We start from the raw sequence: 25,544 nt of genomic DNA, 5'->3' as shown, positions 1-25,544 counted from the left end.
TTGAACCCGGTGGCGCGTATGCCCAACCCCGTACACTCCTATCGTAAATACTGGGCCGAATGTTTCGGCCCGGCCCCAGAGCTTCCCATGACCCGGGCGGAGATGGACGCGCTCGGCTGGGATTCCTGCGATATTATCCTGGTGACAGGCGACGCCTACGTAGACCACCCCTCCTTCGGCATGGCCGTGATCGGCCGCGTACTGGAAGCCCAGGGGTTCCGTGTCGGCATCATCGCCCAACCGGACTGGACCAGCGATGAAGAATTCAAGCGCCTGGGCCGACCAAATCTGTTTTTCGGCGTCGCAGCCGGGAATATGGATTCGATGATCAACCGCTATACCGCTGATCGCAAACGCCGTAACGACGATGCCTACACGCCAAACAATGAAGGCGGAAAACGCCCTGATCGCGCGGTTGTTGTCTACAGCCAGCGGGTACGCGAGGCCTACAAGGATGTGCCGCTTATCATCGGCAGCATCGAGGCAAGCCTGCGGCGCATAGCTCACTACGATTACTGGAGCGACAAAGTGCGGCGCTCTGTCTTACTCGATAGCCGCGCCGACCTGCTCCTTTATGGCAATGCCGAACGCGCTATTGTCGATATCGCCCATCGCCTCGCCGCCGGTGAAAGCGTCCACAATATTCGCGACCTTCGCGGCACCGGTTTTGTGCGCAAACGGGTACCGGAAGGTTGGCGCGTGATCGATTCCAGCTCTATCGATGCCATCGGCGCAACTGCGCCAAAAACCAATCCCTATGAGACACCTCAGGGCCCCGAATGCGAACCTGATGAAATCGCCGTACAACAGGGGGAAGACGTTGTTCGTATCCTCGATCGCGTCGACGACGACCGCCCCGCCGTTATCCGCATTCCTTCCTACGAAACAGTAAAGGACGATGCGGTACTGTATGCGCACGCCTCTCGCGTGCTGCACAAAGAGACTAACCCGCACAACGCTCGGCCCCTGATCCAGGCCCACGGCGACCGCGAAGTATGGCTGAACTCTCCGCCTATCCCTCTGGAGACGGACGAACTGGACTGGGTGTTCGAGCTACCCTATACCCGTCTGCCCCACAGCAGCTATGGTGATGCGCGCATCCCCGCCTACGAGATGATTCGTCATTCCGTGAACATCATGCGTGGATGCTTCGGTGGTTGTACTTTCTGCTCCATTACCGAGCATGAGGGCCGAATCATCCAGAATCGCTCAGAGGGATCCATCCTGCGCGAGGTAGAAGCCATACGCGATACTTCACCCGCGTTCACCGGGGTAATTTCCGATCTGGGCGGCCCTACGGCAAACATGTGGCGCCTGGCCTGCAAGAGCCGGGAGATCGAGGCCAAGTGCCGCAAACTGAGCTGCGTATTTCCAGGCATCTGCAAAAACCTCGATACTAATCAAAAACCCCTGGTTGAGCTGTACCGCAAAGCGCGCGAATTGCCCGGGGTGAAGAAAGTACTGATCGCTTCAGGCCTGCGCTACGACATCGCGGTAGAAACGCCCGAGTACGTTGAAGAACTGGTTACCCACCACGTGGGCGGTTATCTGAAAATCGCTCCTGAGCACACCGAGGAAGGCCCGCTCAACAAGATGATGAAACCGGGCATCGGGTCCTATGACCGCTTCAAGGCAATGTTCGAAAAGTACTCGAAGGCCGCCGGTAAAGAACAGTACCTGATTCCTTATTTCATTGCGGCCCACCCCGGGACGTCCGACCGCGATATGATGAATCTGGCTCTGTGGCTCAAACGCAACAAGTATCGCGCAGATCAGGTGCAGACGTTTTATCCCTCACCCATGGCCAGCGCGACTGCCATGTACTACAGCGGTAAAAATCCGCTGCAGCGAATCTCTCGCAATGGCGACACAATGCCCACCGTGCGCGGCCTCAACCAACGCCGGCTGCACAAAGCGTTTTTACGCTACCACGACCCCGAAAACTGGCCAGTGTTACGCAAGGCGCTTAAACAGTTGGGCCGCACCGATCTGATCGGCAGTGGCAAGATGCACCTTGTTCCTCCCCGCCAACCCGGCAAGCGGCACGCTGTGGTGGAACCAGGCGGAAAATCCTTTGCCACGCAGCACAACGGCCTGCCACGGAACCCCAAACGCAAGCCCGGTCGCCGCCGCTAGCGCACCTCTCTGGTGTGTGACGCGGCGCATCGCTTCCGCCCATCTTTAGTTTTCTGAATATTCGTTAATAATCAGAAATATAGCCGCCGTTTTTAAGTATCATGCGTTTGCTTCCTCCGGAGACTGTATGAACAAGAAAACGATCTATACTGGCGCCGTCCTGCTCGTGGGCCTCGCCCTCGCCTACTTGCTAGCCAACAGCTCCCCAGAGCGCGAACTAGCCGCACAGGAGCGCACTCTGCGCAGTGTGCGCGTCATGCCGGTCCAGGCCGAAGACGAGCACCTGATCATCACCTCCCAGGGCAGCGTCCAACCTCGCAGCCAGAGCGAGCTCATCCCAGAAGTCTCCGGGCGCGTTGAGTGGATGTCGCCCTCTCTCGTCGGTGGCGGCTCTTTTGTTCAGGGCGATGTGCTGCTGCGGGTCAACAGCGACGACTATCGCACCGCATTGAAACGAGCCCAGGCCGCGAGTGACCGAGCCCAGGTGGAGTATGAATTCACCCGCGATGAGCTTGCACGCATGGAAAAACTGCACCGCCAGAACCTGGCCAGCCAATCCCAACTGGACGGCACCCAGCGCAGTGCCAGGATCGCCGAGGCCAATCTCAGCGAGAGCCAGGCGGCCCTGAATCAGGCCACACGAGATCTCCAGCGAACAGAAATCACTGCGCCTTTCGATGGGCTGGTGCGCAACGAGCAGGTCGATGTCGGGCAGTTCGTGAGTCGCGGCAACAGTATTGCCACGATCTACGCGACAGATTTTGTAGAAGTTCGCTTGCCTATCGCCGGTGACCAGTTGCGGTTCCTGGGGCTCGATGTCGCTCATCGTGGCCCTGTCCCTGAGAGTGCGCGCCTCCCTGTTCTGCTATCGGCTGAATTCGGCACCACGCGACTACTCTGGGAAGGAGAGTTGGTGCGCACCGAGGCAGAAATCGACGAGCGCTCACGCATGATATATGGCGTCGCCAGGGTGGAATTCGACGCCACCAGCCACACGGAGTCGATACCCGTCGGCCTGTTTGTTCACGCCGAAATACAGGGCGCCCTGGTAGAGAATGCCGTGCGGCTGCCCCGTTCGGCGCTGCGCGACAACGATCAGGTACTGGTCGTGGACGAGGAGAATCGCCTGCGTTTTCGCAAGATCAGCATTCTCCGCCTGGAACATGACGAGGTGCTGGTGAATTCAGGCCTGGAAGATGGCGAACTAATCTGCATTTCTGCAATCCAGACCGTGGTCGATGGCATGCAAATCGATCCGGTTCAGGAGTAGTCGCTAACCATGCACAGAATTATTGCCTGGTTCGTCTACAACCCGGTTGCGGCCAACCTGCTAATGCTGATCCTTGTCGTCAGTGGCTTGCTCGCACTGCCGAGGATTCACCAGGAAGAATTCCCGAACATGGCAGTCGACGCTGTGCGGGTTCAAGTGCCCTATCTCGGCGCGGCACCGGAAGAAGTCGAAACAGCCGTCTGCGTCAGAATTGAAGAAGCTGTGCGCGGCAGCGAGGGAGTGGACACGATCAAATCCACCGCCTCCGAAGGCTATTGCTCGGTTTTGATCGAGCTCATTGATGGCGTCGATAAAAACAAAATCGCAAATGACATCAAGAGTAAGGTCGATGCGATCGACTCCTTCCCCTCGGAAACTGAAAAACCGATCAGCGCAGAAGTCACCATTACAGCTACAGTGCTGCAGATCGCCGTTGCCGGCCACGCCGACGAGCACACCTTGCGCTTACTGGGCCAGCAAATTCGTGACGACATTGCTGCGCTACCGGAAGTGTCCCAGGTAGATCTGCTCTACTCCCGGCCGTATGAAATCTCCATCGAGGTATCCGAGCAGACCTTGCGCCGACACGGCCTTACGCTAAAAGAGGTTGGCGAGGCTATCAGCAACAGCTCACTGGACGTACCCGGCGGCTCGCTAAAAACCGATGGCGGGGAAATATTGTTGCGAACTATTGGCCAGGCCTATCGGGCGCAGGAATTCGAAGACATTGTCGTCCTGACCAGAACCGACGGCACTCTGCTGACGGTAGGCGATATCGCCACTGTCATTGATGGGTTCCAAGATTCAGACCTCTATTCACGGCTGGACGGTGAACCCTCCGTCGCAATAAAGGTGTCCCGCATTGGCGAGGAAGATATTCTGCTAATTGCGGAACAAGTAACGGCATATCTGGAACGAAAGCGATTGGAAGTCCCCGAAGGCATTGAACTACTGGTCTGGCAGGACGAATCGCAGGATCTCGAAAATCGCGTGGAGACATTGCTGAAAAACGCCCGCAGCGGATTGTTACTCGTGCTGCTGGTACTCACCCTTTTCCTCCGCTTTCGCCTGGCTTTGTGGGTCGCCGCCGGCATTCCGGTAGCGATGCTAGGTACCATCGCAACCTTCCCGGCTTTTGGTATCTCCATAAGCACGATGTCGATCATGGGTTTTATTCTGGCGTTGGGTATTCTGGTTGATGACGCCATCGTCGTGGGCGAAAGGGTTTATGCGCACGAACAACTCGGCAAGGATCGCAATACGGCAGCCATAGACGGCACCCAGGAAGTCTCGATTCCTGTGGTTTTCGGCGTTCTTACGACCATGACCACGTTTCTCCCGATTCTACTGGTGCCTGGAGATATGAGCGGTTTCGCCATGTCGATCGGCGCGACGGTCATCATCGCGCTGTTTTTCAGCGTAGTAGAGTCCCAGATGATTCTTCCCGTTCATCTGGCCCACCGGAAAGCTGAAAAGGAAACAGGGGATCACCCGCTGGTCGATCGCTGGCTGCGCCTGCAAGACAAAATTTCCGGCAGCCTGCTTGTGTTCGCGAAACGCTACTATCAACCTGCGGTGAACATCGCATTGGAATGGCGCTATCTCACCGCTGCCGCAGGTATCGTAGTGCTTGCGGTGACAATGGCGGGTTTCAGTAGCGGCCGCCTCGAAATGCAATTCTTCCCACCGGTAGAAGGCCCCAGGCTGTACGCATCGATTACGCTGCCCGAGGGCACCCCCATAGAGCGGACCGAAGAGGCCGTCAAACAACTGGAGGCTTCCGCCGAGAAGCTGCGGCGTGAACTCGATGCCGACAATGAACAGGGTGAAGCTAGCGGGATCAACCATATCTATTCTGTATTGGGCGGCGCTCTCCCCAAGGGTTCAATAGGCTCCTCCGGCAGTGGCCAGAGCAACGTGGCAGAAGTGGGCATTGAGCTCAACCTACCCCCGGACTACCACGGCATATCAACAGCCTCCTACGCCAACCGCTGGCGAGAGTTGACCGGCGCAATTCCCGACGCCGTCGAACAGACTTTCGACGCTGCCGCTTTTGGCGCGGGCGATGCCATCGATATTGAAATATTTGGCCCTGATTTCGACCAGTTACGCTCCGTCGCTGCTGAGTTACGCGCGGCACTGGAAACCTACGCAGGGGTGATCGACATCACCGACACCTTCCGTGCAGGCAAACAGGAAGTCCAGCTCAAGCTCAAGCCTGAGGCCCGCAGCCTGGGATTGACGATGAAAGATCTGGGTTCACAAGTACGCCAGGCGTTCTACGGCTACGAGGCCCAGCGAATTCAGCGTGGCAAAGACGACATTAAGGTGATGGTGCGCTACCCCGAGGAACAGCGGAAATCGCTGGGCGATCTCGAGGGCATGCGTATCCGCACCGCGGACGGAACTGAGGTCCCCTTCAGTTCAGTGGCAGAGGTAACTCTCGGCCGCGGCTACACCACCATCCAGCGCACGGATGGTCAGCGCGTTGTAAGAGTTATCGCTGATGTGAATCGCAATGTGACTTCGCCTGAGGCTGTGCTCGAGTCGTTAAAGCAGTCTGAATTAACAGAGATTCTGCAACGCTATCCCGGTGTCAGCTACGGGCTTGCTGGCGAAGCAGAGTCACGCAGTGAATCCATAGGCGGGCTCATCTCGTTGGCGGCAGTTGCGATGTTGATCATTTATGCCTTACTCGCCATCCCATTGAAATCGTATCTGCAGCCTCTGGTTATCATGAGCGTTATACCCTTCGGCGTTGTAGGGGCGATTATCGGCCACCTGATACTGGGGATAGATCTGGTATTTTTCTCACTGCTGGGAATTATCGCGCTCTCCGGTGTCGTGGTGAATTCGAGCCTGGTACTCGTCGACTATATCAACAAGCAAAGGGACGCCGGGCAGGATCTTTACTATGCGATTACCCACGCGGGCACGGTGCGGTTTCGCCCGATTGTCCTGACCAGTGTCACTACCTTTATCGGACTGGCGCCATTGATGGCCGAAAAGAGTATTTCATTGCTTATGTTCCGACCGATGTCGGCTTCACTGGCCTTTGGTGTGCTGATGGGAACCATCATCACCCTGTTCCTGGTGCCCTGTTTATATATGATTCAGGAAGACATCCTGCAGCTGCTGGGTAAAGAACGTAAAAGCCCACCGGTCAAACAGCTGGCTGACTAAACACCGCTGCGCTGCTTGGTGTACCGAGTGGCCGGGGCTTCGAGTGGATTTTCCGGCCAGGGGTGCTTGGGATAGCGCCCTTTCATATCCTTTTTCACATCCTGATAACTGCCGCGCCAGAATCCAGCTAGATCCTGGGTAATCTGCAGCGGCCGCTGGGCGGGCGACAGCAAGTGAATCATCAATGGAACCCTGCCACCGGCGACACTGGGCGTATCTTCGCAGCCAAACATTTCCTGCAGTTTTACCGCCAATACTGGCGGGGTCTGGGTATAGTCGATACGAATAGAGGACCCGGAAGGTACGGAGAGCCGCTCGGGCGCGAGCCGCTCGAGATCCAACGGCAGCGGCCAGGCCAGCATGCCGGTTAAAATCGCCTTGAGATCGAGCCTGGCGAAATCATCCAACTTGCGAATCGGGTCCAGCCAGGGCCCCAGCCACTCTTCCAGCTGTGCGAGCAGTGCTGCGTCGCTCAAGTCCGGCCAGGGCGAATTTTCTTCCTGACTGAAACTGTCATGCAAGAGCTGGACGCGCGCGCGCCACTGCTCCGTCTGACTGTCCCAGGGCAGCATTTGCAGGCCTCGGCGCCGCACCACACCGAGCAAGGCTTTCGTCCTCGCCTCGGCGGACACCTCCAGCAACGGCTCCGAGGTCAACTCGATGGCCCCGATCATCTGCCGCCGTTGAGCGGTAAAACGTTCGGCACGTTGATTCCATTCAACCAACTCCTCGCGCCTCACCAGATCGGAGAGAATGCCCTCGAAGGCCCTCGCGCTGAGCCGGGTAGCGCTGAAAATCCTGTCGCTAGTGCTGTCGCGCTCGCCGCCGATGTCGGCAACTGCGAGCCACTGTTCGGATGACAGCGGATCCGAGGCGATGATTCTGGCACTGCGCCCATTTGCCAGTTGAAAGCCACCCTCACTGCGGCGCCGAGCGATACGGTCAGGGTAGGCGCTGGCCAACAGGATGCCACAGACATCTTCAGGGGGAACTTCGATGCCGGGCCCCCGCGGGGCATGCACTTCTGTCGCAATACGGGCGTAACGGCGCGCGAGTTGCCAAACACGCTTAAACCAACCCTGCAGCTTCTGCGGACACTTTCGGTCTCCCATCAGCAGTGCAACCACATCACCTATGTCCGCGCCGTCACTACCCATCGGATTACGCTCGGAAAGTACGGCCGCCAGCAGGCACGCTGTTTCCCGCGCATTGATATCACAACCCACCAGCAGCATATGCGCGAGCCGGGGGTGCAGAGGCACCTGCGCCAGGCGCACCCCATGAGGCGTTAATTGCAGGCCACTCTGGGCATTGGTAAACACGGCACTACACTGTTCCAGCACCGCGAGGGCCTGCTCCCACGCCGGTAATGGCGGCTCATCAAGCCAGTTCAATTCACCGGGCGCACTCGCCCCCCAGGCCAACAGTTGAAGCGCCAGAGGCGCCAGGTCTGCCTGCAATATTTCAGGACTGCTGTGACCGACGATGCGATCCTGCTGCTCGTGCGACCAGAGTCGATAGCAGTGCCCCGGCCCCAGGCGCCCTGCCCGGCCCCGGCGCTGTTCTGCCGAGGCCTTTGATATTCGCCGGGTCACTAGCCGGCTTGTCCCCGTGACCGGGTCAAAGCTCGCTTCGCGCGCGAGGCCCGAATCGACCACGATATTCACGCCCTCGATCGTGAGACTGGTTTCCGCGACGTTAGTGGCCAGAACCACCTTGCGACGGCCTGTGGCAGCCGGTTCAATGGCACGCTGCTGTTGCTCGAGTTTCAGGCTGCCATAGAGTGGACAAATATCCACCTGCCCCGCAGCGGGTGGGAGCCGCTCAGCCAAGGCTAATGCTACCGCGCGAATCTCCCGTTGCCCGGGGAGAAACACCAGGGCACTGCCTTCTGCCGCCAATAACGCTTCCACCACTGTATTGGCAACCAGCGGGGCGATCGGCTCCTGTAATTTCAGGGTGCGACCAAAATGGGTGGTCACAGGATGCTGGCGACCCTCTGAGGTGATTAGCGGCGCGTTATCGAGCAACTCAGCCACCGCCGCTCCATCCAGGGTTGCTGACATCACCAACAGCTTGAGGGCGCTACCTTCCCTGAATAATTCCCTGCCCTGCTGACAGAGGGCGAGGCACAAGTCTGAGTCGAGACTGCGTTCGTGAAATTCATCGAATATAACAAGGCCGACATCCTCAAGGCCTGGGTCACTTTGCAGCCGACGGGTGAGAATGCCTTCGGTGATGACTTCGATACGGGTGGCAGCAGAGACACAGGCATCCAGCCGGATGCGGTAGCCAACGGTGTGGCCGACCTTCTCACCGAGCAACTGCGCCATGCGTGTGGCGGCGGCTCGGGCAGCCATGCGCCGTGGTTCCAGCATCAGGATTTTGCGCCCAGCCAGCCAGCGCTCGTTGAGCAGAGCCAACGGGACTATCGTTGTTTTACCTGCGCCGGGCGGTGCCTGCAATACAACCTCATTGCGCCCTGCAAGAGTCAGGATGAGTTCAGTCAGAACCTTACCGATAGGCAGGTCGTCAGCGGCGGGAATGGTCATACCGTCATCTTAACCAAGCGGTGCATCGCCCGCCACGGCAGCGTGAACTCAATCTCAGTTCGCACCATTTCGGTGCATCGCTCGGGAATATCGGCACGATTTTTGATCATGTCATCGCCTTGTCACGTAATCAGGCCAGAGTTGTGGGGCTGGCAAGCTTATTGCTGTACAAATTTTGCACTGCACTCATGTCTTCCGAGGAGGAACAAATGACCCCGTTCAGTGAACACCTCGACAAGATCCCCTCGCTGCAACATGGCGCCGGGAGGCGCGTTGCATTCTTTGACCTCGATCGTACCCTGATCAGTGGCTACTCGATCATGGCTCTGGCTCAAGAAACAGCTCGCCATGCAGCCTCCACGGGTGACTTACGTCAGTCGGCCAGGCTCATCAGAGATGTGGTTCGGCAAAAAGTCGACCCGGCCGGCGGCAACTATCACCGGGTGGTAAAACGCGTCGCTCGCGCGATCACCGGCCTGTCCGAGGCCACCCTGACCGACCTCGGCCAACGCGCCTGCTCCCGACACCTCGAGCGCACCCTATACCGCGAAGCCATCGAGTTGATAGAAACGCATCGCAACGCTGGCGACTACCTTGTTATTGTCACTGCTGCAACGCGTTACCAGGTCGAGCCGCTCGCAGATATCCTCGGCGTGGATGAAATCTGCTGTACTCAACTCGAGGTACAAAACGGCTGCTTCACAGGCGAGGTCGTTGCGCCGCTGTGTTATGGCGAGGGGAAAAGTCTCTCAGCACGCCGGGTAGTCCGGCAACAGAAAGCAACACTGTCGCGCAGCTGGTTCTACACAGATTCAAGTGCAGACCTGCCACTTTTGCAGGCTGTGGGCCATCCTGTCGCGGTCAATGCCTCAGACAAGCTCGCCGTCCACGCGCGCAATCACAAGTGGCCACAGCTCGAATTTTCCAGCCGCGGACAACCGGGCATCGAGCAGATTGCGCGCACAGGCGCAGTCGCCCAGGCGCTGCTCACAACGACACTGGCCGGACGGGCCTCACTCGCACTTGGAACTTCGAGACTGAACAATGCCAACCGCCTTACCCGATTATTCGGTGACATTGGTTCAGGCATTGCAGGGCTGGAATACGAAGTTGATGGGCGTGAACACCTGCGTTCCCAGCGACCAGCGGTGTACGTCTTCAATCACCAGAGTCTGCTCGACTCCATGGTAATGGCCCACCTCCTGCGCGACGACGTGGTCGCCCTGTGTAAGAAAGAAATGGCCTCAAACCCACTCATTGGTCCCCTGCTCAAGCAGGTCGATACCATCTTCGTGGATCGCGATGACCGGGACCAGAGCGATGTCATTCATCGCGCTCTGGAAGTTCTCGCCAGTGGACGCTCATTGGTAATTGCACCCGAAGGCACCCGCAGCACACTGGGCAAGGTCCAGCCGTTCAAGATGGGAGCGTTCATTCTGGCCCGTAAAGCCGGCGTGCCATTGGTACCTATCGTATTGCACAACGTCAAGGATGCTTTGCCTAAAGGGGGCAAGGTGATTCGTTCGGCGACTATTCGAGTGAGCGTGCTACCGCCTATCGCGCCCGAAGACATGCGCGGCATACGTAAATGCTGCGCAGAATTGGAGCAAACCTACTCTGCGGTTCTCGACAACTCGCCTGTTGCTGCCCTACCCTTCAGTGCGAGCGCCTGACAGCTACCACCGCACGCCGGGCGGCGGTTGATAGCTGTCCAGCACGGACACATAGTTCGCGCGTAGAAAGGCTGCAGAGTCGGTTGCCGTGCGCTGACTAACACTCCCTTTTAGCTGTGCAACTGAAGTGTACTCATGCTCGTCCAGCCATTCTTCCAGCGATTTGAGCACCACCGCAAGATGACCTGGTCCTCTTCGCAACAGGGCACTGCACATATGCGTGACATCCGCACCTGCCAGCAATGACTTGATCACATCGCGTGTGTTGTGCACCCCACCAGTGATCGCCAACGATGATTGCAGCCTCCCATGCAGAATCGCCAGCCACCGAATCCGCAACAAGGACTCCTCTGAACTCGAAAGCTCCAGCTGTGGTGTCACCTCCAGAGTTTCAAGCTCGATATCCGGCTGGTAAAATCGATTGAACAGTACCAGCCCATTTGCACCTGCAGCTTCCAGTCGAGTGGCAAAATGCACCAGTGCGCTGAACTGAGGCGAGAGTTTCATCGCGATAGGAATCTGTACTTCGGCACGAACGGCTGTCAGTACATCAAGGTAGCGCTGTTCTACGGCGCAGCAATCCTCGTTCGGAGACGCCGGCACGTAAAAGACATTCAACTCCAGCGCATCTGCCCCAGCCTTTTCCAGCTCCGAGGCATAGCTCACCCAGCCCCCAGGGGTCGTGCCGTTCAGGCTGGCGACTACAGGTATATCCAGTGCCTGCTTAACACTGCTCAGGTGCTCGAGGTACTTCTCCTCGTAACTGACGTGATTGTCCGGTACCGGATGAAAGCTGTCTGCCTCCCCGTGTCCGAGGGATTGTTGATTGTAGAAACGATCAAAGTGAGCGTCCTCTTCTTCAATTTTCTCCTCAAACAGCGAGTGGAGGACCAACGCTGACGCGCCAGCATCTTCGAGACGCCTGGCCGAATCCAGATGTCGGCTCAGCGGCGAAGAAGACGGTACCAAAGGGTTTTTCAGCGCCAGACCCATGTATTCCGTTGTGAGATCAGCCATATCTATACCTCTTTTTCCGAGCTGGGTGATATCTTGCGTTCCGCCTTGGCAGTGGCAACAGCCTCGCCATCGCTCCAATCCAGTTCCGACAGCTGCTTATAGTAGTGATAGCGGTGATTAACGAAACGCTGCTCCTCTTCAACGAGCGACTCAGCCACCTCAGGGTGCGTATGCCACAGCATGCTGAATCGGGTCTCGGTCTGGACATAATCGCGATAGGGAATGCTCGGCGCCCTGGAGTCCATCTTCATCGGCGGCCGCCCTTTTTCGATCTGGGCAGGATTGAAGCGAAACAACGGCCAGTGCCCGCTGTTCACCGCCATCCCCTGCTGGCGATGGTTGAAGGACATATCCACTCCGTGCGCGATACAGGGTGACAGCGCGATAACCAGGCTGGGGCCCGGGTGGGCCTCAGCCTCGAGCAGAGCGTTCAGCGTCTGCGTGTCCTTGGCTCCGTAGGCCACACGCGCGACGTAGACGTTCTCATATTCCATCGCCAGCAACGCCAGATCCTTCTTACCTGTCGCCTTGCCAGCAGAGGAAAACTTGGCGACCGCTCCACGGGGCGTGGCCTTAGAGGTTTGCCCGCCAGTATTGGAATAGACCTCCGTGTCCAGAACCAACAGATTGACGTCGGCGCCACTGGCTAGCACATGATCTACACCGCCGTAGCCGATATCGTAGGCCCAGCCATCACCGCCGACAATCCACACCGACTTACGACACAGGTTCTCTGTCAATGAGAGCAGGCGGAGAGCTTCAGGCGTGCCCAGGGCCTGCAATGCGCTATCGAGCTGAGCGATGCGTTGCCGCTGCTCATAAATATCCGCTTCGCTGTGTTCCTCTGCGTGCAGTATCTCGAGCACTAGATCACTGTCCAGCTCCTCCGCGAACCGCTGCAACTGCTCGCGGGCTGCCAGGCGCTGTTGGTCAACTGCGAGACGCATGCCAAGACCGAATTCGGCATTGTCTTCAAACAGCGAGTTGCACCAGGCGGGGCCCCGCCCATCCGGCGTCGTCGCCCAGGGGGTCGTGGGCAGGTTACCGCCGTAGATCGAGGAACAACCCGTTGCGTTAGCTACTAACATGCGGTCGCCGAAAAGTTGTGAAACCAACTTCACATAGGGTGTTTCACCACAGCCTACGCAGGCGCCGGAAAACTCGAACAGAGGCTGCATCACCATGGACCCGGCGATCGTGTTGCGCTTGAGCTGGCGGCGATCAAACTCAGGCAAGCCTACAAAAAACGCCCAGTTCTCTCTCTCGTTATCCAGCAAAGGCTTCTGCTCTGCCATATTAAGCGCTTTGCGGCTTACATTGGACTTGTCGCGTATCGGACAGATATCTACACAGAGCGTACAGCCGGTACAGTCCTCTGGAGCCACCTGATAACTGATGTGGTATCCCTCAGGATACCCCTTGGCTTTCACCGGGGCGGACTTGAACCCGATTGGCGCATCCTGTAGCGCTGATGCGGGAAATACTTTTGATCGAATGGCGCTGTGCGGGCACACAAAAGGACATTTACCACACTGGGTACAGAGCTCGGTATCCCATACGGGAATCTCCAGTGCTAGATTTCGTTTTTCATAGGCGCCAGTGCCCAGCGGAAAACTACCATCGTCCGGCATCTGGCTGACGGCTATCATGTCACCACGACCGGCGATAATTTCTGCGGTAACGTCTTTGACAAACGCAGAAGCACCGACAAAGCGATCGGGCTGCGCAACGGCAGTTGCTGTCGGTTGTCCCAACGGAATCTCATGCAAGCATGCCAGAGTTTCGTCGATCGCACGATTGTTAAGCTCGACGATTCGGCGCCCCTTTCTCCCGTAGGTTTTTACTACTGCTTCCTTGATCGAAGCAATGGCCTGATCCCGCGGCAATATGCCTGAAATTGCGAAGAAACAGGTCTGCATGATCGTGTTGATGCGCTTACCCATACCGCTTCGCTCGGCCACACCGTACGCGTCGATGGCAAAAAACCGGATGTTCTTATCAAGCATTTGCTGTTGCACTTCAGGTGTCAGGGTTTCCCATACCTGATCTGCTGTAGCGGGAGAATTGAGCAGGAATACCGCCTCGTTTGCAGCATATTCCAGCACGTCATATTTCTCCAGGAACGTCGGCTGGTGGCAGCCAACGAAGCGAGCGTCCCCTGCCCCGATCAGATAGCTGGAACGAATATGGTCCGGGCCAAAGCGCAGATGAGAAATCGTAACAGCGCCGGATTTTTTCGAGTCATAGACAAAATAGCCCTGAGCCTCCAGCTCCGTGCTTTCACCAATAATCTTTATGGTATTCTTGTTCGCAGACACGGTCCCATCGCTGCCCAGCCCATAAAAAACTGCCTGAAATGTATCGTCATGGGCACACGTGCGAAAGCTCTCATCCCAGTCGAGGCTGGTGTGACTGAGATCATCGTGGATACCGATGGTGAACGGATTCTTTGGTCGCTCCCGCCCCAATTCTGAGAAAACGGCCTGGATCATTCCGGGCGTGAACTCCTTCGATGAGAGCCCATAGCGCCCACCAATAATCCGCGGCATTGATGCAAATCGAGGGTTATTGCCGCAGACATTTTGGGCGATCGCTGTCACAACATCCTTATACAGCGGTTCGCCGTCCGAGCCGGGCTCCTTGGTGCGGTCCAACACGGCAATACGTCGCGTACTTGCAGGTAAGGCCGCCAGCATATGCTCCGCTGAGAAAGGTCGATACAAGCGCACCTTCAACAGACCCAGATTCTGGCCAGCGGCGTTGAGATGATCCACAGTCTCGTGTGCAGCTTCAGCCCCCGACCCCATGAGGATAACAACATCCTCCGCATCTGCTGCTCCGACATACTCAAATAATTCGTAGCGCCGGCCGGTGAGTCCCGCGAGTTTATCCATCGCTGCCTGCACCATAGATGGCAACTTTTGATAGTAGGGGTTGACGGTCTCCCTGGCCTGGAAATAGACATCGGGATTCTGGGAGCTGCCGCGCAATACCGGATGGGCCGGCGACAAAGCGCGCTCGCGATGGTTTTGAATCCAGCTGTCGTCAATCATTCGCCGGACAATATCTTCCGGCAGCGTGTCGATCTTTGCCACTTCGTGAGAGGTACGAAATCCGTCGAAGAAGTGCAGAAAAGGCACTCGACTCTCGAGAGTTACAGCCTGGGCAACCAGCGCCAGGTCCATGACCTCTTGCGGGCAATTGGACGCCAGCATGGCGAAGCCCGTCTGTCGAGTAGACATCACATCCGAGTGATCACCGAAGATCGACAAGCCCTGACAAGCCAGTGAACGCGCCGCAATGTGGAAGACCGTGGGCGTCAGCTCGCCGGCAATCTTGTACATATTGGGGATCATCAGCAGAAGGCCCTGCGAGGCTGTAAACGTCGTCGACAATGCGCCCGCTTGCAGAGCGCCGTGAATGGCCCCGGCTGCTCCGCCCTCGCTCTGCATCTCGACTACCGTTGGTACACTTCCCCACAGATTCACCCGGCCACTGGCCGACCATTCATCTGCCAACTCACCCATATTGGATGATGGCGTAATCGGGTATATCGCGATCACCTCATTGCACAGGTGGGCAATGGTGGCGGCAGCCTGGTTGCCGTCGATTACGGCTTTCGATACTGAACTCACATCTGAACTCATAGCGCATTCCTCGCACGGCAATGGCACAGGTTTGACTATAAGCGCCTATCGCCCCGGGGATATTGATCCGAATCAGGCTTAAGGGAGAGTCGGTTCCGGAAGGCCGCTAACGCCGATCACACAAGCCCTGCAGCAGGCCTCCTGCTGCGGCAAAAGCGCCTGATAGTCGTCGCCCTGAAAGAACTGGCGCAGCCTGTCGTGGGAAGGGAACTCAAGAATAATCAAACGCTCAGGCTGCATGTGCCCGGCGAAAACTTCAAACTCACCACCGCGCGCGAGATATCGCGCACCCGCCTCACGCAACAAGGGGCCGAGAGCCTGCTGGTAGTCGAGGTAGTCAGCGATATCGAAAATGTGGACGTCTACGATGGCGTAGGCCGCCATGAGCTTCCCCGCATGAAGTCACAATCTGCCAGTGTCAAATGTAACGCCGGGGAAAAATAATGAATTGCGCCAGATCAACTTACTGCCGTTCAGCCACCTGTGACTTCGCGGAACGAAAAGCTCGTCTCTACTTTGGCACGCCAGGGAATTCCACCAAGCTCGACATAGGGGTAGATAAAATAGTTGAGGGGTTGGCGTTTGCTCGCCTCGGTCAACACCAGATCACGCCCGGTTGAGAAATGGATTCTGTCCGCTGGCTGAGTGCCGTAGAACAGTTCCCGCTGTGCAGGGTTTTTAGCCGCCTCGGAGGCGTCAATTGGCACCCAGCCCCTGTCGGGCAAGTGGAAGCGAACCCAGCAGTGATAGCCTCCGATTTCACCCTCCTCGCGTGAGTCTGGCACTGGAAAGCCGATTTCGAACCGGGCCGGAATACCCTCGGAGCGCGCCAGTGAAATAAACAGGGCGTGAAAGTCCGTGCAGTTGCCATAGCGCTCACTGCAAGCCCAGAAAGTATCGCCATTGCCCCAGCCGGTGCCGACCTTTTTATATTCGACATTGTCCACCACCCAATCGTAAATCGCCCTTGCGGTTGCCGCCGGCGACTCATCCACTCGCATCGCATGCACCTCGGCCAGAATGGGCTCGAGCACTTCATGCCCTACGGGCACCAACTGGTTGGGCGCAAGGAATTGTTCTCGCTCTTGCGCCGTCAGCGGTTCATCTACATCACCCGCTACGCGGCGCTCCACGGTCCAGCTGAGATCGGCGTCTATCGGGTTATTGATATTGGCAGGGCGATGTATATGGAAGTAGCCATTGCCATAGCGCGCCTCAACTCCACTCTCGCCGGGAATAGATGAGCGGATCGTCTGTTCGAGAATGCGTTGACTGCCGTCTTCCAGTGGCAGCGGGATATAGATATCCACAGCCTCTGTGCTGAGGAATTCATTGGCCAGCATTCGATAGTTGAATTCGAACACTCTTGTTTCAGCAGTTAATCCCGACGCACTGCCAAACAAACCAAGCAGAAAAAACACCACGCGAACCATAAACAACCCTCTGTGAAATCTGTCACTGCCAGCAAGCAATATGAACAGCTATACTAGCAGCTCACTCTCTCTGGTAAATCGTTTCATGGCCATCTTCGACAAAGACAATCAACCTCTAGGCACAGAGGAGGCGCTGGCCCAGCATATAGAGGCGGCGCTCGCTGTCGAACCACCCAGCGGTCCGATGCTGGAGAACTCCTACCGCGTGGTCAAGGCGCTATTCAACCCAGTGGTGATGGGTGGCGATAATATTCCCGACAAGCCCTGTCTATTCGTCGGCAACCACTCACTTTTCGCACTTGATGGCTGGGTCCTGGGGCCGGTCATGATGAAGGAACTGGGACGCTTTATCCGCGGCCTGGGTGACAAATTTCTGTTCACCGTGCCTGCCATCGGCGATCGATTGGTCCGTTTTGGCCCAGTCATGGGCCACCCCGAGGTTTGCGCCGCCCTGATGGAAGAAGGCCACGATTTGATGGTATTCCCCGGCGGCGCTCACGAGGCAGTCAAGCCAGCGCGCCAGATGTATGAACTGCAGTGGAAGGAACGCTACGGGTTTGTGAAGCTGGCCGCCCGGCATGGCTACACCATCATGCCTTTCGGCGTGGTCGGACCCGACGAGTTCTATGCCCATATGATCGAGGGTGAAGACATACCTGACTCGCGGCTGGGTCAGGTGCTCAAGCGCGCGGGTATGCTCGATGAAAACACGCGCTCCGACATGCTGCCACCTATCCCCAGAGGTGCACTCGGAACGTTATTTCCTCGCCCCCAGCGCTGCTACATCGGTTTTGGTGATCCGGTCGATCTATCGGCTTTCAAGGGACGCACTCCGGGCAAACGGCAGCTGGAAAAAATTCGTGCGGAAGTTGCGGACAATATTGATACGCAGTTGGGCGAGCTGCTGGTTGCCCGCGCCCAGAATCAGGGTAAGGATGGTTTGATACGGCGCCTGCTGACGCTGTAGCTTCCCGCTGCAAGCGCGCGTCAGTGCTCGGCCATCACTCGCGCAAGTCGCTCAGGCCGCCGCCAGCGGCCTCCCCCCAGGCGTGCGACAAAGCATATCGCAATACTTATCAGCATGGTGACAAACACCCACCAGGAAACCAGTGGCGACATCTGCCATTGGACGATGACAAAGTATTGAGCCACCAACATCGCCATATGCAGGGACGTGGAGGTAATCATTACCCAGCGGGTATCTCCTGCACCACGCAGCGCACCGCCTGAAATCAGGATCGTGGCATCCGCCAACATATAGGAACACAAACCCACAATCATGGCCTGGCCCAACTCGCGCACGCGCTGAAAATCGTCGTCGGGAGTAGAGAACACGTCGATAAGTTCAACCCGGAATATAAAGAAAAGCACCGCGAGGGTTCCCGAATAGCCGAGAGCCATAATGAAGCCCGAAGAAATCATCTGGTTAGCTCGATCGATTTCTCCGGCGCCTACCGAGCGCCCAATCAGGGTGGTCACCCCGATGCTCAGCCCGATCATGGGTACAAACGACAGCATGTCCCAGTTAAATACGATGGCCATGGCCGCGCCCTCAGCGACGCCGTAGGACTGAAACATCAACAGGAAGACGTTAAACGTCGCCGTGTTCATAAACGCTTCCATGGCCGAGGGGAGGCCCAGCCGCAGAAAGCGCTTCATCACCCCTGGCTCATAACCCCATGAACGTTTTACCGCAAACTGGGAAACATGCGCGCGCTCGAAATAGAAGAACAGGAACAGCACAATCGCCAGGCCCTGGGCCGTTACCGTGCCGATACCCGCACCGACGATTCCCAGTTCAGGCAAGCCGAACTTGCCGAAAATCAGCGCCCAGGTGAGCGGAATATTCACCACTATGCCAACCACATCCACCAGCATGACAACGCGAGAACGGCCAATACCCACGAAATAGCAGGCAAGTAGTGTCTTACCGACCATCAGTGGCCCACCGGCCATCAACGTGTAGAAATAGGCTCGCTCGAGAGGCACCAGGCTTGGGTCGTGCCCCAACCGGGCAAAGAGCCCTCCAGCAAGCAGCGCCACTGTCGCGAACACAGGCACGGTCGCCAGCGTCAGGTAAAAGCCCTGGGTCACCACTTTGGTGCAACGCTCCATCTTGCCGGCGCCGTGATACTGCGCCACCAGCGCATTGGCGTAGCTGATCAGTCCAGAGAAAAATGACATACAGAACATGGCCGCAACGCCACCGCCCAGAGCCGCTGCTATATGTGCAGAACTCAGGCTTGAAAGAAACCAGCGGTCGGTGAAAATCATCACCGCGAACGTCCCCTGCGACACCACCATGGGCAGCGACAGGCGCGCGAGTTCGCGCAAGGTGGTGAGTGACAGGAACTTCATTGAGTTGACGGTCGCGGCCCGAAAGAGGGGCGCATTATACAGTTCTCAACCAGCGCGCCCAGTCGCGGGCGAGCGCAGAGCCACCGCCTGGGTAGGCACGGATCAAGAATGCGCTGGCATCGTAGCTGCCACAGGAATGCGTGGACGCTTGCTGTAAGGTAAACCCCAGCGCTCCCCTGCCTTCAGTGCTCTGCAGCAAAAAATACACCAGCGACCAGGACAAGGCATAGAGCCGCTGGCTATCAGACGCATACCAGGCCTCAGGCTGCGCCAGGAATAGCTCCGCCAGTGCTTGTTGATCAGTAGCTGTCAACCAGGAACGGTGCCGTTCATTCACTTGAAACTCCGGGCCATCAGCAGTCACCACCACCATTTCATGCACTTCGGCCAGTCCTTCCGCAAGCCAGTGAGGTGCGCCGCCGAGCTGCGACACGGTAATGAGGTGGGAAATCTCGTGTAGCGCCCTGCGTCGAGTTTGCTCTGGTCGAGTAGGATGCGTCAGGGCGACCGCTAATCGTTCATCCCAGGCATAAAAGCCGGTGACATCCGGTAGTTCTGGCGCCAGCGCCATCTTGCGCTGCTCGAAATCAGCGAGGCCAGAGAACAACGCCAGACGCACATCCACCACAAACGGCACCGGTGCCGCGATTAGCGCCGCCCAGTGTTGATAAATTGCGTTGGCGCTCGCCTCAATGTCGCCGAGTTGCGCCGCGGGCAGCACGTCTCGCTCAGACTGCAGGGAGAAACTGTATGCAGGGCCGCGGATAGCCTCAAAGTTGCCCTGGCATTCTGACAGGCGAACGGCTGCCGCGCCGGGTGACAATAGCAATAGACACAGGGCAAGCACCGGCAGGCGCCTGAGGATATGGGCAGTGCGATAAGGCATGCAGGAACTGACAGTAGAATGGGGGCGAGGTTCAAATAATATACCCTGGACCACAAAAACGACATGTACCTGTGATATACATGTACATTCTCATTTACGATCACGGAGTATCCGATGCCGCAGGCAGCTTCAAAATGGCCCTTTCGCTGGGACCTCCTCCTCCGATATCGCTACATTGAAACTATTGCCCTGTGGGAGGGCCGCCTCACCACCCGCCATCTATGTGACACTTTCGGCATTGGCAGGCAGCAAGCGAGCAAGGATATCAACAACTACCTGCGCGAAGTCGGCAAGGGCAATCTCGAATACGACAAGTATCTCAAAGGCTACAAGCCTACCCCCGAGTTTGCCCCGCAGGTGACGCAGGGGCTCGCCGATGAGTATCTGCATCTGATGGCGCGCAACAACGAACTCATGAACATGTTCGAATCACTGGCTCTGAATGTCGGCAATGTCGAGGTACTCCACCATCCTGTTCGCGATGTAAAACCTGAGGTGCTCCGGCCTATTATGCAGGCCGCACGACAACAACGCCGCCTGGACTGCGACTACGTCTCTCTGAACAATCCTGACCGCGAGGGTCGCATCATCGTCCCTCACACTCTGGTATACACCGGCTTGCGTTGGCATGTGAGAGCCTGGTGTGAGAAAAACCAGGAATACCGCGATTTCGTTCTCAGCCGTTTCCGCGATACTCCTGAGTTGATGGACACATCATCTCAGGGCGCTGGCGATGACACCGAGTGGAACACGCCTGCAGATATCCGCATTATCGCGGACCCCCGCCTGAGCCCGGCTCAACGCGAGGTGGTTGAAACTGACTACGGCATGGAGAAAGGCGAGCTCCGGATCGCCACCCGGGGTAAATTGGTACCCTATGCCCTGCGCCTGCTGCACATTAATCCCCGTGAACAATTCGAAGACCCGACCGCCCAGCAGATTGTGGTGGCGAATCGGGACGAACTCGAACCCTGGCTATTCGGTTAACGACCATGAGCGAACACAACGAATATGAAGATGCATTCTCTGACACGGGTTTCTGGAGCAAGCTGAAACAGTACGCCAAGACAGCCGGTCGGGAAGTCGTAGAGAAAGCACTTCTCCTGTACTACGCGATGCAAGAGGAAGAAGCCCCTGCCTGGGCCAAGGCCACTATCGCTGGTGCTCTGGGCTACTTCATTGTCCCTCTCGACGCCATTGCCGACCTGACTCCCGCCGTTGGCTATGCCGACGACCTTGGCGTACTGGCTCTCGCCATTGCCGCTGTCACCCGCTATATCAACGACGACGTCAGGACCAAGACGGCAGCAAAGCTGGAGAGCTGGTTTGGCTCCGATGACGAACAGAGCGGTGCGTGAAACTCATGCCCGGCGTGACCTCAGTCAATACGGCCGGGGCGGCCCTCGCCTATGCTGTCAGTTCAAGTACAGGAGCCCCCTGATGTACAGAGCCTTCGCGGTCGTGTCCACACTGGCACTTACCCTCTGCAGTGCCCTCGCCCACACCACAGCCCTGGATGACGAGGCGGCATCGCTGGCCCAGGAATTTGTCGGGCGTTTACAACCACAACTCAAGCAGGCCATGGAAGAAGGTGGGCCAGGCATGGCTATCGAAGTCTGCTCTCACCAGGCGCCGCTTATTGCAGATACATTGAGTGCAGAGTCCGGGTGGATCATCAAACGTGTCAGCCTCAAGTCGCGCAACGCCAGCCGAGCAGTTCCGGACCAATGGGAGCGCGCGGTGCTGGAGGATTTTGACCGCCGCGCCGCAGCCGGAGAAAGTCCAGTGACGATTCACTACAGCGAGACCACGCCCTCGCACTACCGCCACCTCCAGGCCCAGGGCGCAGAAGGCCTGTGCCTCATGTGTCACGGCAAAGATCTGGCACCGACCGTCAATGAAGCCCTGGAGTTGTATTATCCGGATGACATGGCCACCGGCTACACTGCCGGCCAGGTGCGCGGGGCGATCAGCCTGACCAAATCCATCAGCCGCTAGAAAAGCAGGAATTGATTATATGTCCACGACAGCAGAACTGCTGCCCTACACCCAGGCCTCGACGACAATCGACAGCACCCACCCGGAGATCTGTGCATTGGCACAGTCCCTGACGTCACCCGGTGCCCGCGACATCGAGAACGCAATATCCCTCTACTACTGGTGCCGGGACGAGGTTCGCTACAACCCATACGCCGCGAGCGCAGAACTCGATGATTACCTCGCCTCAAAGACACTGGCGGCCCGCGAAGGTTGGTGCGTCACCAAGGCGATTCTACTTGCGGCGCTGTGCCGCGCTGTGGCTATACCCGCCCGCCTGGGCTTTGCCGACGTTCGCAATCATCTCTCTACCGCTGATTTACGCGCGGCGATGACAACCGATATATTTTACTTCCACGGCTACACGGCGATTTATCTCGAAGGCCAGTGGGTCAAGGCAACGCCCGCGTTCAACCTGAGCCTCTGCGAGCGCTTTGGCTTGCAGCCCCTGGAGTTCAATGGCCGCGAAGACAGCATCTTTCACGCCTTCGACGAAACCGGCAACCGCCACATGGAGTATCTCAAGGATCGCGGCCAATCGCTGGACCTTCCCTTTACCGAACTTATGGATACATTCAGCAAACACTATCCCGGGATGCTGGAGAAAATGGCTGCAAAGACGACAGCGCAGAAGAGCCTGGATCACTGGGAACAGGAAGTAGAGCAGGAAAATGCCCGAGCTTGAGAAATCAGACTTTTTTCAGCCGGCGCATTACCAGGCTGAGAAAAACTGCGGTGGAGATGCCGGCCGCAGCAAAAATCAGGCACATCACCATGATCTGATAGCGGGCAGCAACCAACGGTGAAACCCCGGACAGGATCTGCCCTGTCATCATACCCGGCAACGACACCAGGCCCACAGCGAACAGCGAATTGACGACCGGGATCATAGCTGCCTGATAGGCCTTCATGCGTGCCTCCGCGACCGAAAGCCCATGCTCCAGTTCACTGTACAAGCGCTCCGCCGCAAGGCTGACCGCGGTCATGCTATTGGCAAATGCCATCCCGGCGAGGGGAATCACGTAACGCGGCATGTACCACGGATCCACTTGCAGCACGAGCTGGGTGATCAGTATCAGGGTCAAGCCGCCGCCCAGCACTATAGCCAGCCAGGACGCTCCGAGCAGTTGCCAACGGTGCTCAGGTACGGTGCCGACAGCAATCCAGGCAGAGGCCGTCATCATTATCGCCAGCACCAGCAGTATCAGCAGCCCATCATCGGCACCGAAAATCCATGCCAGCACATAGCCAATGGCCAGCAGTTGCACCAGCATCCGGCCGAGCGCATAAAGTGCGTTACCGGTGCCATATGACCAACGAAACAGGATTAGCAGGGCAATGACCACGGGGACGAAGGCCAGCGCCAGACGCGGCAGGGACAGGGTAATTACAGGGTCAGTCATATGGCTGTAGCTGAGCTCGGGTTTGACTTATCCTACACGCCACAACCGCAACTTCCTATCACTATAAGTGACTTTAATAAGTCGACCTATATTATTGTTATATATGAATTAAATGGAATTCATTAGCCATTACATCGCCACGCTAGCAGCATGCCCACCGTCTGACATCATCGCCAATCCCTATGCCGATGAGCGCCTTTGCAACAACCTCCGGGTGTATCTGCAAAAGGTCTTTAACCAGCCTGGCAGGCGCGTCTTGCTGGTGGGCGAGGCCCTGGGTTACCGCGGAGGCGTACATACGGGCATTCCTTTCAGCAGTGCTCGCCTTGCGCGCCAGTCGCGACATCCATTCTGGCGCGATCTGCGCAAAGAACTACAGATTGAGAGCGATGTATCAGAGGCCACGGCCAGCATCGTCTGGGACTACCTCGCCGCCCGTCGGCGAATACCGCTGTGCTGGAATGGCCTGCCCTTTCATCCTCATCTGCCCTCCTCTGTTGCCAGCAATCGGGCGCCGACAGCCGCGGACCTGCGCCTGGGGGAGGACTTCCTGCGTCAGTTAGTATCGGCGTATCGGCCGGATCGAATTGCAGCGGTCGGTGGCAAAGCCGCAGTGGCTCTGGAGCGCGCTCTACCCGGGCAAACCTTCTACGCAATTCGCCACCCCTCATACGGCGGCAAGCAGGACTTTATCCGCGGTATGGACCGCTTACTGCGCTAGCAACCCTCATCCGGCAGCAGTCACCCACAGGCCGCTGGCCGCCACGGCTGCAGTTACCAGTTCCGGCAGGTAGCTACCACCCAGCAACAGCGCAATGGTGACAGCAACAATGCTTATGATCCGCTCGGCCAGCCGAGTTTCATCAGGCGTGGGTGCCAGGTCACGATGGGAGATTCGTTCACGAATAATGCGGTATTCAACAGCGCGGGCAAGTGTCATTGGGGCTCTCCTGTAGATGAGTGCCCATAGTGCGCTAGCGCTTCAAGCAGGACGATCTGTCGCTTTTTGGATGCGTTTGAAAACGCGACAGGTGCCCAGACGCAATCGACTAAATTGTCTTGGCGCTGAAGGTGTCGCAAGCGGCTACCGAGCCGCCCTCGAAGCCGGTTTTGAACCAGCGCACCCGTTGCTTCGAGCTGCCGTGGGTAAAGCTGTCAGGGACCACTCGCTGCCCCGCTTCTCGCTGCAGACGATCGTCGCCAATCGCTGTAGCGGCGCGTAAAGCCTCCTCGAGATCGCCTGGATCAAGAATCTGCTCCTTGCGATTGGCGTGGTAGCCCCAGATCCCCGCGAAACAATCCGCCTGCAATTCCTGCCGCACGGATAGCGCATTGACCTCTTCCTTGCTGCGCCCGCTGCCGGCCTGTCGCACCTGCTGACTGATACCGAGCAGGGTCTGAACATGGTGCCCCACCTCATGAGCCACAACATAGGCCTGAGCAAAATCACCCGGGGCGCCGTGACGCGTGGCCAGATCGTGGAAGAAACTCAGATCAATATAGAGGTTCTGATCACCCGGGCAGTAGAACGGCCCGACCGCCGAGCTCGCCATACCGCAGGCGGAATTGACCCTGCCGCTGAACAACACCAGGGTAGGCTCACTGTAGCGCTGCCCGTTGGCGGCAAATACCTCATTCCAGGTGTCCTCGGTCTCTGCGAGCACCACCGAAACGAATTGGGCGAGTTGCTCCTCCTCCGGGCTAAAGCTCGCCTGCTGCGTGGTCGGCTGGGCGCCACCAAGAAACAGGCCCAGTACGTCAATGCCCAGCATGCGACCACCAAAGATTGCCAGCAGCCCCCCAATCAACAGGAAACGCCCGGTCTTGCTGCGCAGCAGCCCCGGCAGAAACCGCAGTAACAGAGGTGCCGCGCCCGCTGCCGCATAGCTGGGCGAACTTCCGCGCCTGTCTTCTACATTGTCACTTCGTCTGCGATCTTGCCAACGCAT

20 protein-coding genes are annotated in these 25,544 nt (G+C 57.6%); 10 read left to right on the top strand and 10 right to left on the bottom strand.

Features of this window, described 5'->3' with window-relative positions; all coding sequences use genetic code 11:
- Positions 1-18 precede the first annotated feature (18 nt).
- From EY643_RS09415 to EY643_RS09405, 3 genes are all read left to right on the top strand, one after another.
- The gene (locus EY643_RS09415; RefSeq protein WP_152661967.1) at positions 19-2,136 is read left to right on the top strand and encodes a YgiQ family radical SAM protein; all 2,118 of its coding nucleotides are present in this window, start codon (positions 19-21) and stop codon (positions 2,134-2,136) included.
- 127 nt (positions 2,137-2,263) lie between these two features.
- Entirely contained in the window at positions 2,264-3,406 is a 1,143-nt protein-coding gene (locus EY643_RS09410; RefSeq protein WP_152661966.1) for an efflux RND transporter periplasmic adaptor subunit, read from the top strand.
- Positions 3,407-3,415: 9 nt separating this feature from the next.
- Complete coding sequence (locus EY643_RS09405) at positions 3,416-6,589, top strand: efflux RND transporter permease subunit (RefSeq protein WP_152661965.1); 3,174 nt, start codon at positions 3,416-3,418, stop codon at positions 6,587-6,589.
- Here EY643_RS09405 and hrpB read toward each other — a convergent pair.
- Positions 6,586-9,141, bottom strand: coding sequence for an ATP-dependent helicase HrpB (hrpB, locus tag EY643_RS09400; RefSeq protein ID WP_152661964.1), 2,556 nt, complete (start codon positions 9,139-9,141; stop codon positions 6,586-6,588). The two genes, EY643_RS09405 and hrpB, sit on opposite strands and share 4 nt — an antisense overlap.
- Positions 9,142-9,161: 20 nt before the next feature.
- Between hrpB and EY643_RS09395 the strand changes: the two genes are divergently transcribed.
- Complete coding sequence (locus EY643_RS09395; RefSeq protein WP_205743193.1) at positions 9,162-10,814, top strand: HAD-IB family hydrolase; 1,653 nt, start codon at positions 9,162-9,164, stop codon at positions 10,812-10,814.
- Between the two features lie 3 nt (positions 10,815-10,817).
- Here EY643_RS09395 and EY643_RS09390 read toward each other — a convergent pair whose 3' ends face one another.
- The 4 genes from EY643_RS09390 to EY643_RS09375 form a co-directional block, all read right to left on the bottom strand.
- Positions 10,818-11,831: a dihydroorotate dehydrogenase-like protein gene (locus EY643_RS09390; protein WP_152661962.1), complete on the bottom strand. Its 1,014-nt coding sequence runs from the start codon at positions 11,829-11,831 to the stop codon at positions 10,818-10,820.
- A gap of 2 nt (positions 11,832-11,833) precedes the next feature.
- Entirely contained in the window at positions 11,834-15,478 is a 3,645-nt protein-coding gene (gene nifJ, locus EY643_RS09385; RefSeq protein WP_152661961.1) for a pyruvate:ferredoxin (flavodoxin) oxidoreductase, read from the bottom strand.
- Between the two features lie 78 nt (positions 15,479-15,556).
- Positions 15,557-15,862 (bottom strand): DUF1330 domain-containing protein, encoded by a 306-nt coding sequence (locus tag EY643_RS09380; RefSeq protein ID WP_152661960.1) that lies wholly within the window; start codon positions 15,860-15,862, stop codon positions 15,557-15,559.
- Positions 15,863-15,951: 89 nt separating this feature from the next.
- Complete coding sequence (locus EY643_RS09375) at positions 15,952-16,842, bottom strand: transglutaminase-like domain-containing protein (protein WP_205743192.1); 891 nt, start codon at positions 16,840-16,842, stop codon at positions 15,952-15,954.
- Between the two features lie 109 nt (positions 16,843-16,951).
- Between EY643_RS09375 and EY643_RS09370 the strand changes: the two genes are divergently transcribed.
- Entirely contained in the window at positions 16,952-17,878 is a 927-nt protein-coding gene (locus EY643_RS09370) for a lysophospholipid acyltransferase family protein (protein WP_240732877.1), read from the top strand.
- 20 nt (positions 17,879-17,898) lie between these two features.
- On the opposite strand, the gene EY643_RS09365 is transcribed toward EY643_RS09370, so the two are convergent.
- Positions 17,899-19,269 (bottom strand): MATE family efflux transporter, encoded by a 1,371-nt coding sequence (locus EY643_RS09365; protein WP_152661958.1) that lies wholly within the window; start codon positions 19,267-19,269, stop codon positions 17,899-17,901.
- 34 nt (positions 19,270-19,303) lie between these two features.
- Positions 19,304-20,155 carry a hypothetical protein gene (locus EY643_RS09360; protein ID WP_152661957.1) on the bottom strand — a complete coding sequence of 284 codons (852 nt, stop codon included), beginning with the start codon at positions 20,153-20,155 and terminating at the stop codon, positions 19,304-19,306.
- 114 nt (positions 20,156-20,269) lie between these two features.
- Here EY643_RS09360 and EY643_RS09355 point away from each other — a divergent pair, with 114 nt between their 5' ends.
- The 4 genes from EY643_RS09355 (at position 20,270) to EY643_RS09340 (ending at position 22,877) form a co-directional block, all read left to right on the top strand.
- Positions 20,270-21,142: a helix-turn-helix transcriptional regulator gene (locus tag EY643_RS09355; protein ID WP_152661956.1), complete on the top strand. Its 873-nt coding sequence runs from the start codon at positions 20,270-20,272 to the stop codon at positions 21,140-21,142.
- A 5-nt stretch (positions 21,143-21,147) separates the two neighbouring features.
- Complete coding sequence (locus EY643_RS09350) at positions 21,148-21,513, top strand: YkvA family protein (RefSeq protein WP_152661955.1); 366 nt, start codon at positions 21,148-21,150, stop codon at positions 21,511-21,513.
- A gap of 82 nt (positions 21,514-21,595) precedes the next feature.
- On the top strand, positions 21,596-22,153 hold the full coding sequence (locus tag EY643_RS09345) for a Tll0287-like domain-containing protein (RefSeq protein WP_152661954.1): 558 nt from the start codon (positions 21,596-21,598) through the stop codon (positions 22,151-22,153).
- A 19-nt stretch (positions 22,154-22,172) separates the two neighbouring features.
- Positions 22,173-22,877 (top strand): transglutaminase-like domain-containing protein, encoded by a 705-nt coding sequence (locus EY643_RS09340; protein ID WP_152661953.1) that lies wholly within the window; start codon positions 22,173-22,175, stop codon positions 22,875-22,877.
- Positions 22,878-22,881: 4 nt separating this feature from the next.
- Here the strand turns inward: EY643_RS09340 and EY643_RS09335 are convergent, their stop codons facing one another.
- Positions 22,882-23,595: an ABC transporter permease gene (locus tag EY643_RS09335; RefSeq protein WP_152661952.1), complete on the bottom strand. Its 714-nt coding sequence runs from the start codon at positions 23,593-23,595 to the stop codon at positions 22,882-22,884.
- A gap of 112 nt (positions 23,596-23,707) precedes the next feature.
- Here EY643_RS09335 and EY643_RS09330 point away from each other — a divergent pair, with 112 nt between their 5' ends.
- A complete protein-coding gene (locus EY643_RS09330; RefSeq protein WP_152661951.1) occupies positions 23,708-24,316 on the top strand; it encodes a uracil-DNA glycosylase in 609 nt (202 codons plus the stop codon).
- A 6-nt stretch (positions 24,317-24,322) separates the two neighbouring features.
- Here EY643_RS09330 and EY643_RS09325 read toward each other — a convergent pair whose 3' ends face one another.
- Positions 24,323-24,535, bottom strand: a complete 213-nt coding sequence (locus EY643_RS09325) for a hypothetical protein (protein ID WP_152661950.1) — start codon at positions 24,533-24,535, stop codon at positions 24,323-24,325.
- A 109-nt stretch (positions 24,536-24,644) separates the two neighbouring features.
- Complete coding sequence (gene ypfJ, locus EY643_RS09320) at positions 24,645-25,544, bottom strand: KPN_02809 family neutral zinc metallopeptidase (RefSeq protein ID WP_152661949.1); 900 nt, start codon at positions 25,542-25,544, stop codon at positions 24,645-24,647.

Origin of the sequence: Halioglobus maricola, assembly GCF_009388985.1 — a bacterium.
Taxonomy (GTDB): domain Bacteria; phylum Pseudomonadota; class Gammaproteobacteria; order Pseudomonadales; family Halieaceae; genus Halioglobus; species Halioglobus maricola.
The sequence above is the reverse complement of the archived record's forward strand: the minus strand, read 5'-3'. Positions and strand labels throughout refer to the sequence as shown.